Origin of the sequence: Rahnella sp. JUb53 (assembly GCF_004346065.1) — a bacterium.
Taxonomy (GTDB): Bacteria; Pseudomonadota; Gammaproteobacteria; order Enterobacterales; family Enterobacteriaceae; genus Rahnella; species Rahnella variigena.
In genome coordinates this window covers 427,271-444,355 of sequence record NZ_SLYT01000003.1, presented here as the reverse complement: position 1 = coordinate 444,355, position 17,085 = coordinate 427,271, and the positions used below count along the sequence as shown (strand labels likewise).

Annotated in this window: 16 protein-coding genes; 7 read left to right on the top strand and 9 right to left on the bottom strand. The window is 54.0% G+C overall.

Going from position 1 to position 17,085, the window contains the following annotated elements; genetic code table 11:
* Positions 1-47 precede the first annotated feature (47 nt).
* Complete coding sequence (nudK, locus tag EC840_RS09780; protein ID WP_120160283.1) at positions 48-638, bottom strand: GDP-mannose pyrophosphatase NudK; 591 nt, start codon at positions 636-638, stop codon at positions 48-50.
* A 72-nt stretch (positions 639-710) separates the two neighbouring features.
* The gene (locus EC840_RS09775; protein WP_192878626.1) at positions 711-995 is read right to left on the bottom strand and encodes a winged helix-turn-helix domain-containing protein; all 285 of its coding nucleotides are present in this window, start codon (positions 993-995) and stop codon (positions 711-713) included.
* Between the two features lie 351 nt (positions 996-1,346).
* On the opposite strand from EC840_RS09775, the gene acrD reads away from it, so the two are divergent.
* The 7 genes from acrD (at position 1,347) to EC840_RS09740 (ending at position 9,843) form a co-directional block, all read left to right on the top strand.
* Complete coding sequence (acrD, locus tag EC840_RS09770) at positions 1,347-4,502, top strand: multidrug efflux RND transporter permease AcrD (protein ID WP_113876094.1); 3,156 nt, start codon at positions 1,347-1,349, stop codon at positions 4,500-4,502.
* A gap of 447 nt (positions 4,503-4,949) precedes the next feature.
* A complete protein-coding gene (locus EC840_RS09765) occupies positions 4,950-5,333 on the top strand; it encodes an ArsC family reductase (protein ID WP_132965109.1) in 384 nt (127 codons plus the stop codon).
* A gap of 1 nt (position 5,334) precedes the next feature.
* Complete coding sequence (gene dapE, locus EC840_RS09760) at positions 5,335-6,462, top strand: succinyl-diaminopimelate desuccinylase (protein WP_112287590.1); 1,128 nt, start codon at positions 5,335-5,337, stop codon at positions 6,460-6,462.
* Between the two features lie 11 nt (positions 6,463-6,473).
* Positions 6,474-7,157, top strand: a complete 684-nt coding sequence (locus tag EC840_RS09755) for a M15 family metallopeptidase (RefSeq protein WP_207914753.1) — start codon at positions 6,474-6,476, stop codon at positions 7,155-7,157.
* Entirely contained in the window at positions 7,144-7,329 is a 186-nt protein-coding gene (locus EC840_RS09750) for a YpfN family protein (RefSeq protein WP_112287588.1), read from the top strand. Before EC840_RS09755 ends, EC840_RS09750 begins: the two co-directional genes overlap by 14 nt.
* Positions 7,330-7,459: 130 nt before the next feature.
* Complete coding sequence (locus EC840_RS09745) at positions 7,460-8,740, top strand: hypothetical protein (RefSeq protein WP_132965107.1); 1,281 nt, start codon at positions 7,460-7,462, stop codon at positions 8,738-8,740.
* 2 nt (positions 8,741-8,742) lie between these two features.
* The gene (locus tag EC840_RS09740; RefSeq protein WP_129638345.1) at positions 8,743-9,843 is read left to right on the top strand and encodes a phosphoserine transaminase; all 1,101 of its coding nucleotides are present in this window, start codon (positions 8,743-8,745) and stop codon (positions 9,841-9,843) included.
* A 77-nt stretch (positions 9,844-9,920) separates the two neighbouring features.
* On the opposite strand, the gene ypfH is transcribed toward EC840_RS09740, so the two are convergent.
* The 7 genes from ypfH to dapA all read right to left on the bottom strand — a co-directional run bounded on the left by ypfH (position 9,921) and on the right by dapA (position 17,080).
* Positions 9,921-10,571, bottom strand: a complete 651-nt coding sequence (gene ypfH / locus EC840_RS09735) for an esterase (protein WP_132965105.1) — start codon at positions 10,569-10,571, stop codon at positions 9,921-9,923.
* 108 nt (positions 10,572-10,679) lie between these two features.
* On the bottom strand, positions 10,680-12,665 hold the full coding sequence (locus EC840_RS09730; protein WP_132965103.1) for a GNAT family N-acetyltransferase: 1,986 nt from the start codon (positions 12,663-12,665) through the stop codon (positions 10,680-10,682).
* A 1-nt stretch (position 12,666) separates the two neighbouring features.
* Positions 12,667-13,119 (bottom strand): DUF441 domain-containing protein, encoded by a 453-nt coding sequence (locus tag EC840_RS09725; RefSeq protein ID WP_112287584.1) that lies wholly within the window; start codon positions 13,117-13,119, stop codon positions 12,667-12,669.
* 114 nt (positions 13,120-13,233) lie between these two features.
* The gene (locus tag EC840_RS09720; RefSeq protein WP_112287583.1) at positions 13,234-14,112 is read right to left on the bottom strand and encodes a neutral zinc metallopeptidase; all 879 of its coding nucleotides are present in this window, start codon (positions 14,110-14,112) and stop codon (positions 13,234-13,236) included.
* Positions 14,113-14,332: 220 nt separating this feature from the next.
* The gene (gene purC, locus EC840_RS09715; RefSeq protein ID WP_015698209.1) at positions 14,333-15,046 is read right to left on the bottom strand and encodes a phosphoribosylaminoimidazolesuccinocarboxamide synthase; all 714 of its coding nucleotides are present in this window, start codon (positions 15,044-15,046) and stop codon (positions 14,333-14,335) included.
* A gap of 56 nt (positions 15,047-15,102) precedes the next feature.
* Positions 15,103-16,182 carry an outer membrane protein assembly factor BamC gene (gene bamC / locus EC840_RS09710; protein WP_112287581.1) on the bottom strand — a complete coding sequence of 360 codons (1,080 nt, stop codon included), beginning with the start codon at positions 16,180-16,182 and terminating at the stop codon, positions 15,103-15,105.
* A gap of 16 nt (positions 16,183-16,198) precedes the next feature.
* Positions 16,199-17,080, bottom strand: a complete 882-nt coding sequence (dapA, locus tag EC840_RS09705) for a 4-hydroxy-tetrahydrodipicolinate synthase (RefSeq protein WP_095925033.1) — start codon at positions 17,078-17,080, stop codon at positions 16,199-16,201.
* Between the last annotated feature and the right edge of the window lie 5 nt (positions 17,081-17,085).

Genomic DNA, 17,085 nt, shown 5'->3' with positions numbered 1-17,085 from the left:
GCCTTTTTTATTAAAGCTCATTTCATTGAAGCTGAGAGGCGGAAACGTTATGCCAGCCAGCCCTGAATTTGCGCATGTTGTAACAGCATAATGGTCTTGCCATCTTTAATGCGGCCATCTTTGATCATCGCCAGCGCGTCGGTGAACGGCACTTCGAGCACATCGATATCTTCATCTTCCACACCGCCACCGGCGTTCTGACGCTGAGACTCATCGTATTCTGCGGCAAAAAAGTGAACAATCTCCGTCACACTTCCCGGCGACATATAGGCTTCAAACAGTTTATCTACCTTGCCCACCGCAAAACCGGTTTCCTCAATCGCTTCTTTACGGATGCAATCTTCAGGCGAATCGTTGTCGAGTAAACCGGCACAGGTTTCCAGCAGCATGCCGGTCGGATTGCCATTGACGTAGGTCGGCATACGAAACTGTTTGATCAGCAGGACGGTTTTTTTAGGCCGGTTATAAAGCAGGATTGTCGCTCCGTTTCCCCGGTCATACACTTCGCGGGACTGCGGCTGGCGTTCGCCGTTGCGCTTGATTAAGTCGTAGGTGTATTTGCGAAGAACATACCAGTTATCAGAGAGTAACTGGTTCCTGACGTTTTCGATTCTGGATGACTTGTCATGAGATGACATATTGCGTGCCCCCGCTCAGAAGTTGTGAGAGAAGCCAGACAGCATAGCCGGATTCATCGGCTGCCGCTACCGTCAACCGTGCTCAATCGCGGCCAGAAGTTGCTCGCTATGACGTTCAATCCATTGGGGATCTAACGGCCCCCAGCTCGAGAGCTGATAATAGCCGTCATTGTTGCGCACGCCCTGCTGTATAAACTCCAGCCCGACGCCCATTCCGGGCAAAGCTTTCAGCACATCCTGCAAAGTGCGCCGTGGCCAGCCGGTGATTTCCATCAGCTTTGGCACATTCGGTTTTTGTTCATTCCTGATCAACCAGCAAAGATATAAACGACGGGCAAAGACGGAATTAATTAGCAAACTCATCTGGACAGCTCCTGCCGGGATGTCATAAAAATGAAGATAGCCAAAGAGTAGACTGTTTCAGCGAATATCGCTGAGAGATAACCCTGTGTACGGGGAGGATTTTTTACATTATCTCCTTTATTTCTCCACGTTTTATGCCATATGAACAGGTAAAGTGCTTAGGCGTAGAACACCACTCTAACACTCGCTCCGTCCCGCCGGGACAGTACCGCCTCTGAGACCTCTTCTGAAAAGACAATTTCTATGAAGACAATGCTCAGGGGATTTTTTTGTCAGATTACTGGCATTGTGTTTGTTTGCTGATGTTAGTCACTCACGCCAGAGTGACAACGAGGTTCCTGAAGCATGGCTAACTTTTTCATCGATCGCCCGATTTTTGCCTGGGTTTTAGCGATCATCATTTCCCTGACCGGCGCACTCGCGATCTATTTTCTTCCGGTTGAGCAGTACCCTGATCTGGCTCCGCCAAACGTCAGGATCTCTGCAACGTATCCCGGCGCATCAGCACAAACATTAGAAAATACCGTTACCCAGATTATCGAACAGAACATGACGGGCCTTGATAATCTGATGTACATGTCGTCACAAAGCAGTAACGACGGTAAGTCGCAGATAACCCTGAGCTTTACTGCCGGTACGGATCCGAACGAAGCGCTCCAGCAGGTGCAAAACCAGCTGCAACAGGCGCTGAAACGTCTGCCACAGGACGTGCAGACGCAAGGCGTGACCGTCTCAAAAACCGGTGATACCAACCTGATGATGGTGGCGTTTGTTTCCACAGACGGCAGCATGGATAAGCAGGATATCGCCGACTATGTGGCGTCCAATATTCAGGATCCGCTGAGCCGCGTGCCCGGCGTCGGCAGCATTGATGCGTACGGTTCGCAGTACGCTATGCGTATCTGGCTCGATCCGGACAAGCTGAATAATTATCAACTGACTACCGCCGATGTGGTCACCGCGATTAAAGCGCAAAACAGTCAGGTGGCCGTCGGTCAGCTCGGCGGTGCGCCTTCTGTGGATTTTCAGGCGCTGAATGCCACCATTAACGCGCAGTCTCAGTTACAGACGCCTGAACAGTTCCGCCAGATCACCTTGAAAGTGAATCAGGACGGTTCGCAGGTCAAACTTGGTGATGTCTCAACCATCGGTCTCGGCGCGGAAAACTACGCCCTGCTCAGCCGGTATAACGGACAGGCCGCATCCGGGATGGGTGTGAAACTGGCGTCCGGTGCCAACGAACTGCAAACGGACAAAGCCGTCCGTGCGCGCCTTGAAGAGCTTTCTCATTATTATCCGCACGGGCTGAAAGCCGAAATCGCCTACGAAACCACGCCATTCGTCAAAGCGGCGATCACCGACGTGGTGAAAACGCTGTTTGAAGCGATCGTGCTGGTGTTCCTGGTGATGTATCTGTTCCTGCAAAACTTCCGTGCCACGCTTATCCCGACCATTGCCGTGCCGGTGGTTCTGCTGGGTACATTCGCTGTGCTGCATCAGTTCGGTTACAGCATCAATACCCTGACGATGTTCGCGATGGTGCTCGCCATCGGCCTGCTGGTGGATGACGCCATCGTGGTGGTGGAAAACGTCGAGCGCGTGATGAGCGAAGAAGGCCTCAGCCCCAGAGAGGCGACGCGAAAATCGATGGGACAAATTCAGAGTGCGCTGGTCGGTATCACCATGGTGCTGTCGGCGGTGTTCGTGCCGATGGCCTTCTTCGGCGGCACCACCGGCGCAATTTACCGTCAGTTCTCCATCACGATTGTTTCCGCAATGGTGTTGTCAGTGTTCGTCGCCCTGACGCTGACACCGGCGCTGTGCTCCACCATTCTCAAGCCTATCGCGCAGGGACATCATCACGGTAAACGCGGCTTCTTCGGCTGGTTTAACCGGATGTTCGACCGCAATGCCCGCCGCTACGAAAACGGCGTGGCACGCGTGCTGCGTAACAGCGTGCGCTACATGCTCGGTTATGCGGCGCTGGTCGCCTTGCTGGCCGTCATGTTTATCAAACTGCCGACCTCATTCCTGCCGATGGAAGACCGCGGGGTATTCACCGTTCAGATCCAGTTGCCGCCGGGTTCGACATTGCAGCAGACACAAAAAGTCGTGGAAAAGGTCGAGAAGTATTTCCTGCAAGAAGATAAGAAAGACGTGCTTTCGGTATTCTCGACCATCGGCGCAGGCCCCGGCGGTAACGGGCAAAACGTGGCGCGTATGTTCGTACGACTGACGCCGTGGGATGCACGCACCGGTGAAGACGATTCTTCTTTTGCTCTGATTGAACGGGCGACCAAAGCGTTTAACAAGATAACCGAAGCCCGCGTTATCGCCAGCAGCCCGCCCGCCATCAACGGCCTCGGCAGCGCGACTGGCTTTGATATGGAATTACAAGATCACGCCGGTCTGGGTCACGACGCACTGATGGCGGCGCGCGATCAGTTACTTGAAATGACATCCAAAGACAGCAATCTGACCCGCGTACGTCACAACGGTCTGGATGACAGCCCGCAATTGCAGATCGACATCGATCAGGTGAAAGCACAGGCGCTGGGCGTGGCGATCGCGGATATCAACAGCACGTTAAGTACCGCGTGGGGCTCGACCTACGTCAATGACTTCGTTGATCGTGGCCGTGTTAAAAAAGTCTATGTGCAGGCCGGAGCGCAATACCGCATGTTACCGGACGATATCAACCGCTGGTATGTGCGAAATTCTGCCGGAACCATGGTGCCTTTCTCGGCTTTCGCCACCTCAAAATGGCTGACCGGTTCACCGCGTCTGGAACGTTACAACGGTTATTCCGCACTGGAAATTGTGGGTGAACCGGCAACGGGCATCAGCAGTGGTACGGCGATGGATGACATGGAAAAACTGGTCGCGAAATTGCCGGTGGGTATTGGCCTTGAATGGACAGGTCTGTCGTATCAGGAAAGGTTGTCAGGTTCGCAGGCTCCGGCGCTGTATGCCATTTCCCTGCTGGTGGTGTTCCTGTGTCTGGCCGCATTGTATGAGAGCTGGTCCATTCCGTTCTCGGTGATGCTGGTCGTTCCGCTCGGCGTACTTGGCGCGGTGATTGCCACCTGGATGCGCGGGCTGGAAAACGATGTGTACTTCCAGGTCGGGATGCTGACCATCATCGGGCTGTCGGCGAAGAACGCCATTCTGATTGTCGAGTTTGCCAATGACCTGAATGTTCGCGGCAAGGAATTGCTGGAGGCCACGCTTGAAGCATCGAGAATGCGTCTGCGTCCGATACTGATGACGTCGCTGGCATTTGTTTTCGGTGTTCTGCCGATGGCGACCAGCATGGGCGCAGGTTCAGGCAGCCAGCACGCGGTCGGTACCGGCGTCATCGGTGGGATGATTTCCGCGACGATCCTGGCCATCTTCTTCGTGCCGCTGTTCTTTGTGCTGATCCGCCGCCGGTTTCCCGGAAAAACCGCGCATCCCGTGATTGCCGATATTGCTAAGACAGTGCCCGCAGATCACAAATAACGGCGCTGCATTTCAGGCAACAAAAAAGGCGTTAATGTGAATTAACGCCTTTTTTATTAATGATTTACTGGCTGTGAGAATCGTCGCTAAATCGGACGTAATGGTCTTCAAGAACAAACGCTTTTTATAATGACGTACTGCACTGAGAATAAATCTTTTCTTTGCTTTAACGGTAACGATGCGGGCAATTACGCTTTCAACATACGGTCGATAAAGTCTTTCCAGTGGCCTAACTCTTGCTCTAACATTTTACTCCCCTTGATTGGACGGACGGATTATACGTCTATTTTTTGACCATGTAAAAAGGCCTTCATTATTTTTTAAGCGCGATCACAATCCCGCCCCGTCTGGATCCTGCAGCCGTTTTGCCTCATTATGTGTTCCATCCTTACGTCCGTTTTTATGCGGGTAAAAAGTTCTTATTTTACTGACAGGTTACGTTTTTCTATGGCAACGACTTCCGCTCCAACCTCTTTTATTCTCTACGGCATAAAAAATTGCGATACCGTGAAAAAAGCCCGCCGCTGGCTGGAAGAAAACGGGGTTGAATACCAGTTTCATGATTACCGTATCGAAGGGCTGGATGATGCGTTGTTGCAGAACCTGCTGGATAAGCAAGGCTGGGAAGCCATGCTCAATACGCGCGGAACGACCTGGCGCAAACTTGATGAAGCCACGCGCGCAGCCTGTGATAACGAAGCCAGCGCCAAAGCGGTGATGCTCGAACAGCCTGCGGTGATAAAACGTCCATTTTTGCTGGCCGCCGACGGTCAGTCCCTGCTGGGATTCAAACCAGAAACCTATCAGCAATTTCTCGCACAGGTGAAGTAACATGAGTTGTCCGGTTCTCGATTTAGCCCAACAGTTAATCCGCCGTCCTTCCCTCAGCCCGGATGACGCTGGCTGTCAGGAAATTATGATTGCCCGCCTCGAAGCCGCTGGCTTTCACGTGGAACCCATGCATTTTGGCGATACCCTGAATTTCTGGGCCACTCGCGGCGAAGGTAAAACGCTGGCCTTTGCCGGTCATACGGATGTCGTGCCGACCGGCGATCATAAGCTGTGGGTGACCGGTCCGTTCGAGCCTACGCTGCGCGACGGAATGTTATATGGTCGCGGTGCGGCAGACATGAAAGGTTCGCTGGCGGCGATGGTGGTCGCGGCGGAACGTTTCGTTGCCGCAAACCCGAATCATCAGGGTCGTCTGGCGTTTCTTATCACCTCAGATGAAGAAGCCAGCGCCGTCAACGGCACCGTAAAAGTGGTCAATGCGCTGATGGAACGCAATGAGCGCCTCGATTACTGCTTAGTCGGCGAGCCTTCCAGCACCACGCGCGTCGGCGATATTGTGAAAAATGGCCGCCGCGGTTCGATGACGGCTAATCTTCACGTACACGGCGTTCAGGGACATGTCGCCTATCCGCATCTGGCGGACAATCCGGTGCATCGCGCCATGCCTGCGCTGAATGAACTGGTCGCCACCGTGTGGGATAACGGCAACGAGTTCTTCCCGCCGACCAGCATGCAAATCGCCAATATCAACGCCGGTACCGGCAGCAATAACGTGATCCCTGGCGAGCTGTATGTGCAGTTCAATTTCCGTTTCAGCACCGAACTGACTGACGCCATCATCAAACAGCGCGTGGCAGAACTGCTGGACAGGCATAACCTGCAATACACCCTGAACTGGGTGGTTTCCGGTCAGCCGTTCCTGACTTCACGCGGTGCGCTGGTCGATGCGGTGGTTAACGCTGTACGTCACTACAGTGAAATCACGCCGGAACTGCAAACCACCGGCGGCACCTCTGACGGGCGTTTCATCGCGCTGATGGGCGCGCAGGTGGTCGAACTCGGGCCGGTCAACGCCACCATCCACAAAATTAATGAATGCGTTCACGCGGCGGATTTGCAGGTTCTGAGCCGTATGTATCAGCGCATCATGGAACAGTTAGTCGCATGATCAGCCATGAAATGCTGACCGGCCGCTCCGCTGAGCATCTGGTGACGCTGGGCGAAGGCCCGCACCGGTTGCAGAAAGAGGCAGCGCAGGCATTTGAAAAAATGCGCCAGGCCGCCAGTGTTGCCGGTTTTGATCTGCAACCGGCCAGCACTTTTCGTGATTTCAGTCGCCAGCTGGCGATCTGGAATGGCAAATTTCGCGGCGAGCGACCAGTATTAGATAAGAACAGCCAGCCGGTGGATATCAGTAAGTTAACCACAGCGGAACGTTGTGAGCTGATTTTACGCTGGTCGGCGCTGCCGGGTGCCAGCCGCCATCACTGGGGCAGTGATCTGGATGTGTACGATCCTTCTCTGTTACCGGCTGATAAAAAGTTGCAGCTGGAGCCGTGGGAATACGAGGAAGGCGGTTATTTTTATCCGCTGAATCAGTGGCTTTCAGCACATATGGCGGAATTTGGTTTTTATCGACCGTACGCAGAAGATACCGGTGGTGTCGCCGTTGAACCCTGGCATCTGAGTTACCGTCCGCTGGCGCAGGAGTGCGAGAAATTGCTTACACCGCACGTTCTCATCAGCGCCTGGACAGGACAGGAAGTGGCCGCCGCAGACTGGTTAGCCGGTCAGATGACGGAAATATTTCCGCGATTTATCGCCCTCTCACCCCTTAAAGGAGCACACCATGGAGTGGCTTAAAGATTACTGGTGGATCGTTCTGATCATACTGGTCGGGATGTTAATCAGCGGGATCAAAGAGCTGAACCGCGTGGATGTTAAGAAGTTTTTGAAAGACAAACCGGAGATCCCACCGCACCGCGACAACAATGCGGAATGGGATAAAGATGACGAGTGGCCGAAGAAAAAGTAATTTCCATCCGGTAGCCCCTCATCTTTAATCAATATTAGTCGGCGGATAATCTAGCGATTCTCCGCCGATTGACTTTCTCCCGTGCCGGTAACATGCAACGTGAAACCGATGCACGGAGAGAACACGTCCTTTGCAAACACTACCTATTTCCCACCCTGTTCAGGCTGCGTCTGAGCATTTCGACGCCACGCAATTTCTGGGACTGGCTCCGTTTTTACGTATGAGCATCGCCGGTGATGAGTGTACTGACATCGCACAGGAGCTGGTGACCCGCGCGCAGCAAAACCCTGATGACGCCGTGCTGTGGATGAACCTGTCCACCGTCATGTTGTGCCTGCAGCGCACCGATCTCGGGCTGACTATTCAGGATCAGGCGCTGGCTATGCAGCAGGTTTATACCCTGAATGCCGCACAACAACCGGCGAAAATGCGCCTGCTGATGCTGATGGTTCCCGGCACGTTATCGGCCAATGTGCCGCTGGATTGCCTGCTGGAAAACAGCGATATCGAGCTGATTTACTACTACATCACGCCCGAAGCGCCGTTTGAAGCGCCGATCCCTGAGCATGATGTGCTGATGGTCGCCATCAGCGCCACCACTGAAAACCTGTTCCTGTTACAGCAGCTGGAAAGTATCACCCGCCAGTGGCCGGTGCCGGTCATCAATGCGCCGCAACATATTCCCAATTCCGAGCGTCATAACGCCAGCACGTTGTTGCAAAATCAACCGGGATTAACCATTGCGCAGGCGCATCCGGTGACATTCTCGGCTTTATCTGCGGTAGCGGAAGGCAACATCTCCCTGAGCAGCGCATTGCCCGGCAGTGATTTTCCGGTGATCCTGCGACCTGCCGGTTCGCACGGCGGTCATGGTCTGGAAAAAATCACCAGTCCGGAAGAACTGGCCGGTTATCTGACCCGTGTGCAGGTGGAAGATTATTTCCTTTCGCAGTTCATTGATTACAGCAACGCTGATGGTCAGTTCCGCAAATACCGTATTTCGCTGATCGACGGCGTGCCTTATGCCTGTCATATGGCGATTTCGTCGCACTGGATGGTGCATTACGTCAACGCCTTCATGTATGAAGATCAGAAAAAACGTGAAGAAGAAGCCGCGTTTCTGAATAACTTCCATGAATTCGTTGCCCGTCATCAGCAGGCGCTGAAGGCCATTTTTGAGACCACGCAGCTCGATTATCTGGGGATTGATTGCAGCGAAGCGCCGGACGGCAGTTTGCTGGTCTTTGAAATCGATCCGGCGATGGTAGTCCACGCGATGGATCTGGAAGTGATGTTCCCGCACAAACAAATCCATATGAATAAAGTTAAAACAGCATGCCGAGAGTTGCTGTTATCCCGTGCCTTTGCGCACAGCGGTGCATCGGCTGATGCGCCAGAAGGAAAAGAATAATCATGATTTCACGTAACGCCCTTAATTTCTCCGGTGGTCCCGGCGCATTGCCGGAAGTCGTACTCGCACAAGTTGAAGCGGCGATCAAAGAAGTGCCGGAAGTTGGCCTGTCAATTCTCGGTATCAGCCATCGCTCTGACTGGTTTGCCGCCATTGTTGAAGAAACCGAAAATAACATCCGCACCCTGCTCGGCTTGTCGAAAGATTTCCATATCCTGTTTCTGCAGGGCGGCGCAACGCAGCAGTTCTCGATGGTGCCGATGACACTGTTACGCGGTCAGAAACATGCCGCAGAATATCTGGATACCGGTTACTGGAGCAGCAAAGTCGTCACCGAAGCGCGTCGCGAAGGGCCGGTGAAAGTGCTGTGGAGCGGTGAATCTTGCGGGTTTAACCGCCTGCCCGCGGATGACGAACTGGCGTTTTCGCCTGACGCGCCGTATCTGCATTACGTTTCTAATGAAACAGTGGAAGGCTTGCAATTCCAGCGCGTTCTGGGACGTGACGATGTACCGCGTGTCTGCGATATGTCCTCTGATTTCCTGTCCAAACCCTGCGATGCCAATAAATTCTCAGTGATCTATGCCCACGCGCAGAAAAACATCGGCCCGGCTGGCGTCACTATCGTGCTGGTGCACGACACCGTGGTGAAAGCGTCGTCTGACGAATTGCCCTCATTCCTGAATTATCGCCGTCAGGTGGAATCCCATTCCAACCTCAACACGCCGCCGGTATTCGCGATTTATGTGGTGCTGCTGGTCACGCGCTGGTTGCTCAATGATGTCGGCGGTCTGGACAATATGGAACAGACCAACCGCCACAAAGCGGAACTGCTGTACGCAATGCTCGATAACAGCGACGGTTTCTATAACGGCTGGAGCAGCAAAGCGGACCGTTCACAAATGAACGTGGCATTTAAACTGCCGGATGAATTGCTGGAGAAGAAATTCCTGGCGGAAAGCCATGAAGCAGGTTTCTCGGGTCTGTCAGGCCACCGCGCCATCGGCGGTATCCGTGCGTCAATCTATAACGCCCTTTCGCTGCCGGCGGCTGAAAAGCTGACAAACTTTATGGATGATTTCATGCGTAAAAACCGCAAATAATTGCCATCAGGCAGACATAAAAAACGCCCCCGGTTGTCATGCAGCCGGGGGCGTTTCTTTTTAAAATCTCGACAAAATCAGCGCTGGTGCGATTTCGGCTCGTAATTCTGTAAATGAGCAATGGCGGTGTTGATCATATGCGAATCCAGTCCGTGGGCCATACCGGCCTGCAAATCCAGAGTACAGTCACAGCCCAGAGACTTCAGACGTTCTGCTGCACTTTTCGACTGGAACGGGTTGATCACCGGATCCTGCTCGCCGTGAATAAAATGTACCACCGTACCGGCGGCAATCGGCTGTTCCGGCAAAGACGAGAAACGTCCGCTGAAGGCGACAATGCGTGATGCCAGATGCTCTTCAACTTTCGTCGATTCCAGCGCCATGATGGTGCCCTGTGAGAAGCCCACCAGCGTGGTGTGCTCCGGCGTGACACCGGTTTTCTGCTGCCAGTCACGGACAATCTGTACGAAAGCCGGCATTGCGGCATCCACACGTGGCTGACGGTTTTGTTCGGTCACGCCTTGCACGGAAAACCACTGGAAACCGCGGCCAAAATCACAAATGTCCGGACTGCCGACGCTGATCACCTGCGCCTTCGGGAATGAAACAGCGAAAAACTTACCGATTTCGCCCATTGAAATCGGGTTATCACCCACGCCATGAAACAATAAAATCAGCTGGTTAGCTATTTCTTCCGGCTGCTGGACGATAATCTGTTCTGAGCTCATTGCTCTCTCCCGTTGTCGATTAATGGGTTCACTATACGCTGCCTGCCGGTCAGTGAAATCGGGTTTTATTGAACGAGTCTTTCCATTTTTTGCAATGAAACCGGTGACTTATTCCGCAGTTCCCGCGTCTTTCAGTGCCTGTTGTGTCTCCTGACGCCAGCGGGTCAGTAAGGCTTTACGGCCGGAAAGTTTCAGCGCCGTGACGATTTCTGCCACGCTCTGCCCCTGTTGCAGATGAGCACGCAGCGCGGTCAGCGGCAAAGCACTGTGTAAAAGCAGGCGATTGAGCGCCGGTAAACTGCTTTCCAGCGGACGATGAGCAAAAGCAAATCCGTTCAGTTCGCGCCAGTCCGCGTCGTCAGGCTGCGTGTCTGCCGGGCTGTTTAGCGGTAACACCAGATCCATCTGCGGCGCCAGCCAGCGCCAGTCACGGTTAAGCTGAGATTCTGCACTCTCTGCCAGCGCCTGCCCTGCTGCACTGAGCGGTAATATCGCCATCGCGGCATAACATCCGCTGCTGGCTTCTTTCTGCATACTGATACGCACCAGCCGAAATCCGGCCTGCTGCCATAATGACGCCAGATCTGATGTGTAGCCAAAACTCACCGACAGGAAATCCAGCCCAGCCTGCTGCGCACGCTGTTGCTGCTCCGCCAGCAAATCACGGGCGATACCCCGACGGCGAAACGCGGGATGTACCGCAATGCGGCTGACGCGCCGTGAACGTAATACGGCGGCTTCGGGGAAACCCGCGTGAGCCGCGAGTGATTGTGCGACCAGATTACCGCGCGGACGTCGCCTGCCCGCCCAGACATCCTGCGCCAGTTCCGCACTCAGCCCGCCCTCATCCACCAGCCATAACGCGCCGGTCAGCGTGTTGTGCATCCGCGATGCGCTGAAGGTCATGCCCCGCGCATCCAGCAGACGACGCAGATCCAGCGGTGACGTACGGTAATGCGCGCTGGTAAGCAGGCCGTAGAAATCCTGCAACAACGCCGGTTCACTCAGCCAGTCTCCAGCATTAACCGGGACTATTTCTGATGTGCCGTCCGTCTGCTCAGCAACCGGAAGATGCTCATCAAACAGCAATAAATCGCTGATGAACGGCTCAAGAGTGTCGGCGGATGACCAGCGGACCGGCGCATTGAGACGCAGGTCATGCCACTGCGGCAAAGACGCACAGAATTTGAGTAAGAACCCGCGCCCCGTGCCTTCATATCCCTGAACCGTAGTGGTCAGCAACACACGCGGGAAAGCCGCAACCAGCTCTGAAAGCATCGGTGCCGGAATAGCGGCAGCTTCGTCGATAATTAGCCAGTCAGCGCCGGTTACAGCGCCTTCGCGGCATAACGCCAGCAGCGCATCAGGCGCGAAAAAATGAGCAGATTCAGCTGGCTGATTTAGTATCTGGCTGGCCGACGCTTTGGCGGGTGCGGTCACCCAACAGCTGCCCGGCCACTGACGGATTAACATGCCCGCCAGCGTCGATTTACCCCGACCACGCGGCGCGGTCAGCACCCACACGCCGAACTGAGCCTGCATCAGTTGTTGTAAAATATACGATTGATCAGCGGTAGGCTGACCGTCGGGTGGCAGCCAGTCTGCTGCAACGGGCAACGGCGCGAGCTCAAAAGGCTGATTCTGCCGCCAAACCGTGACGCTGCGGTCTTGTTCAAGCAAACACTGGAAACGGCGGATAAAGCGCGGCGTCGGGATCGCCTGCGGCTGTTCGCTCCAGCGCAGACTATCGGCATCCGGCGTGTTAGCCCAGACGCTCCATTCCGGCACCAGTAAAATCAGCCAGCTTCCGGCTTTCAATGCGCCGGAAAATGCCGCCAGCGCCTCGACATTCAGGCTATGGCGGGCATCAAACACGCCGTGAAAAATATCCTGCCCGAGCAGCGTATGTGCCGCTGACGGCGAACAGGCGTTCACGTCATCAGGCGGGGAATCACTGAGCCAGAGCCAGTCACCGGCACTCTGTGCGCAGAACTGAATGGCCTGTTGTTCACACCACAGCGCGTCGCCACTGAACACCAGCAAACGCCGGACGCCCAGCCTCTGCATCTGTTGCTGTGGCAAAGTGACTGACATATCAGGTTTTCCCGACAATCATCGATAACAGACCGGCAGCGATCAGCGGCCCGACCGGCACACCTTTAAACATCGCCACGCCCAGCACGGTGCCCACCAGCAAACCCGCCACCAGATGCGGCTGCGTACCCATCAGCGTCAGGCCACGTCCGCCAAGCCATGACACCAGCACGCCCACCAGAATGGCGACAATGGATTTCCAGTGAAAGAACGAATGCACCACGGTGCTGGCGCTGATTTTTCCGCTGGCAATCGGCGCCATCACACCAATGGTCAGAATAATAATGCCGATGGTCAGACCGTATTTTTCAATCCACGGGAAAAAGTTGTTCAGCGGCGTAATGCGGACCGTAAGAAGGAAGAACATTGCGATGGTGACGGCGCTGTTGTGGCTGATGATGCCCAGACCGGCGAAGACAAGTAAAATCAAAAGGGTTGGATCGAGAAAAGCCATGGCATTCCCAGCGGTTCAACATGAGGAAAAAAGAGAGGCTCACGGAGCCTCTCTGGATCGGTCATTGATTATTGAACAGTTTTTGGCAGCAGACCAGCGCTTATTGCCTGTTAATCAGCGGCTGGCGAAGGTGTTGCACTGATCCGGATTACCGGTATCAAATCCACGTTTGAACCAGGTATAACGCTGTTCAGACGTACCGTGTGTGAAGCTGTCCGGCACAACGCGTCCCTGACTTTGCTGCTGTAAACGGTCATCGCCGATGGCACGCGCAGCATCCAGCGCTTCTTTCAGGTCGCCCTCTTCGAGAACGTTTTGCTGCTGCATGGCATGTCCCCAGACACCGGCGTAGCAGTCAGCCTGCAATTCCATTTTCACCGACAGCTGATTCACCACCGTCTGCGATGCGCCCTGCTGCATCTCGCGAACCTTACGCTCAGTACCCAGCAAGTTCTGCACATGGTGACCGACTTCGTGCGCGACCACATAGCCCTGCGCAAAATCACCGCCCGCGCCGAGTTTGTTCTGCAATTCCTGATAGAAAGACAAATCGATATACACCGTGCTGTCCGCCGGGCAGTAGAACGGGCCCATCACCGACTGGCCGGTACCGCAACCGGTACGGGTTGCGCCGCGATACATCACCAGTTTCGGCTCACGATAAGTCATGCCCTGCTTCTGGAAAATCTCTTTCCAGGTGTCTTCCGTTGAGGCGAGGATCACCGAGGTGAATTTTGCCTGCTCATCATCTTTCGGGCTGATGGATTGCGACTGTGTCTGTTGCTGCATCCCGCCGGACTGCCCGCCGTCAATCAGCGGAGTGAGGTCAATACCGTAATAACCGGCCACGAGTACCACGATGATGATCACAATGCCGCTTTTGCCACGGATAGGCAGACGCATTCCCCCGCCACCTAAACCGCCACCTCCGTTTGATCCCTGTCCGCGTCTGTCTTCTACATTGTCGCTTTCGCGACGCCCTTGCCAACGCATAGATACCTCCAACCTGTTTTTTTTAAGACTAGCCAGCACATGCAGTTAATACCATCTGCGAAAGGACGTAATTTTAGTGACGAAGGGATTAAATGAAAGGAATCAGTGTGAAAACAGGAAAATTAAATGCAGGGAAGAGAACGGGTGACGGAGACCATCACCCGTTAAGTGCGCACCGCGTAAACGATTGCGCAGTCTGGCTAAAAAAATAACGCGCCGCTTAGTCCAGTTTCACACCGATACGGTGAGCCACTTCTTCATACGCTTCAATCAGGCCACCGAGGCTCTGGCGATAACGGTCTTTGTCCATCTTATTCAGGGTTTCTTTATCCCACAGGCGGCTGCCGTCTGGTGAGAACTCATCACCCAGCACCACTTCACCGTTGAACAGACCGAATTCCAGTTTGAAATCGACCAGGATCAGACCCGCATCATCAAACAGTTTGCTCAGCACGTCGTTGGCTTTGTAGCTCAGCTCTTTCATGCGCGCGAGGTTTTCTTCGTTCACCCAGCCAAAGGTTTTGCAGTAAGACTCGTTGACCATCGGATCGTGCATCGCATCGTTTTTCAGGAACAGGTCGAACAACGGCGGGTTCAGTTCCAGACCTTCTTCAATGCCCAGACGTTTTACCAGCGAGCCAGCAGCACGGTTACGGATAACGCATTCAACCGGGACCATATCCAGTTTTTTCACCAGTACTTCGGTGTCAGACAACAGGCGTTCCATTTGCGTAGGAATACCGGCTTCTTCCAGCTTAGCCATGATGAAATGGTTAAATTTGTTGTTAACCATACCTTTACGGTCGAACTGCTCAATACGCTGACCATCCAGTGCTGACGTATCGTTACGGAACTCCAGTACCAGAAGGTCCGGGTTTTCGGTGGTGTAGACGGTTTTCGCCTTGCCGCGATACAACTCAGCTAACTTTTGCATCTTTACTTACTCCAGTGGAAAAAACAGATGTAAAAAGGGGCCGGAGCCCCTTGGTATTATTTTGCGCTGCTCTGGCTAAACGCGGCCTGCATGACCGCCACCATCGCGTCGTTCTGCGACTGGCTGAGAGCATGTCCTTTCGGATCAAGGAACTGCAAGCTACTACGGTTGTCGAGGTCGCCAACCTGAAGTTTGTAATCACCGGAGCTGAGGCCCGGATCTTTCGCACCCAGTGTCTGCCACGCATCGTCATTCAGCGGTTTGTAAGTCACAGACATTGTGCCTTGCGGACGGCTGCTGTCGGTCACTTTCATGCCGGCTTTCGCCAGGGCATTAGGCAGACGATCCCAGACCACGCCGTAAGATGAACGGACGATCAGCACCGGTAAGCCGGTATCATCAGCGCCACTCTGGACGTCGATTTCACCTACGCGACGGTTATCGAGACGCGCCTGAGTATCCTGCTGCACTTTATCCAGGTTCGCCGTGATGGCGTTCATCATCTGGCTGTTGTAGCGCTGGATTTCGGCAGTAGACGTCACCGCTTTATCTTGCTGTTTCAGCTCAAGCGTTTTCACGGTCAGTGCCAGCTGGTAGCTCTGCTGTTTCACGCTGATCTGATAACGGCCCTGGTACTGGAAGTCTTCATCCGCACGATTCCAGTCAACGAAATCTGTGGAGAGCGTCTGGTTCGCGTCATCACGGTTGGCAATTTTGAATTTATTTTGCTCAACAGCTTTAACGACGTTGTTCCACAAATCGCGGTTTTGCGGCGTGTTTTCCAGCAGCACGGTACTGGTGTCGCCGGAGAACTGAGTCTGGGAACCGTTCAGCAACGCCAGCGGCTGGGCCGGTGGACGAATGTCGAGCTGCTTACCTACCGCGCCCTGCATTGCGCCTTGCTGAATATCATAAGTACCGTTCTGTACAGGCAGGATCATGCCTGATGGTGCTTTCAGCTCATGCAGCGCGGGCGCATCCAGGTAGGCTTCATCACCGCTCACCTGGCGCTTGTAGCGCTGGTCGCTGGAACATGCAGCCAGCAGCATAATCAGGGAAACACCCACGACTTTTGCTACGGCTGTTTTCTGCAATCGGGTCATCTGGAAACTATTCTTGTCAAATAAAGAGGCCATCAAATCTTCCTAAGAGTTACAGCAAACCGGCGCTTTTTAATGCTTCTTCCACGACCGGACGGGCAGCATCTGTTAACGGCGTCATAGGCAGACGCATCGTATCGGTTGCCATCAAACCCAGTGCCTTACAGGCCCATTTCACCGGGATTGGGTTTGCTTCTACAAACAAATTCTGATGCAAAGGCATCAGGCGCTGATTCAGGCGACGCGCCTCGGCAAAATTGCCAAGAGCAGCCAGCTCACAAAGTTGTGCCATTTCACGGGCAGCGACGTTAGCAGTAACGGAAATAACGCCCTTGCCACCCAGCTGCATAAAGTCCAGACCACTGGCGTCATCGCCGCTCAGCAGAATGAAATCTTCATCATCAACCAGCACTTGGATCTGACTAACACGACTTAAGTTCCCTGTTGCCTCTTTAACAGCAACAATATTCTTCAATTTTGCTAAACGCGCGATGGTCGGCGGCAGCATATCGCAGCCGGTACGTGAAGGCACGTTGTAGAGAATTTGCGGCAGGGAGGTGTTTTCAGCGATAGCTTTGAAGTGCTGATACAGGCCTTCCTGAGTCGGACGGTTGTAATAAGGGGTGACTGTCAGACAGCCAACAACGCCACTTTTTTCAAAACGTTGCGTCAGAGAAATCGCTTCAGCGGTGGCATTTGCACCTGTGCCTGCGATCACCGGAATGCGGCCATCGGCCAGTTCCAGTGTTTGTAAGACCACATCACCATGCTCTTCGTGGCTCAGCGTTGCTGACTCGCCGGTTGTGCCAACGGAAACGATCGCCGCAGTACCACTGGACACATGATAATCAATCAGTTTTTTCAGACTTGCGCGATCGACGGCACCTTTGGTGTCCATCGGCGTAACCAGTGCAACAATACTTCCCGTAAACATTGACC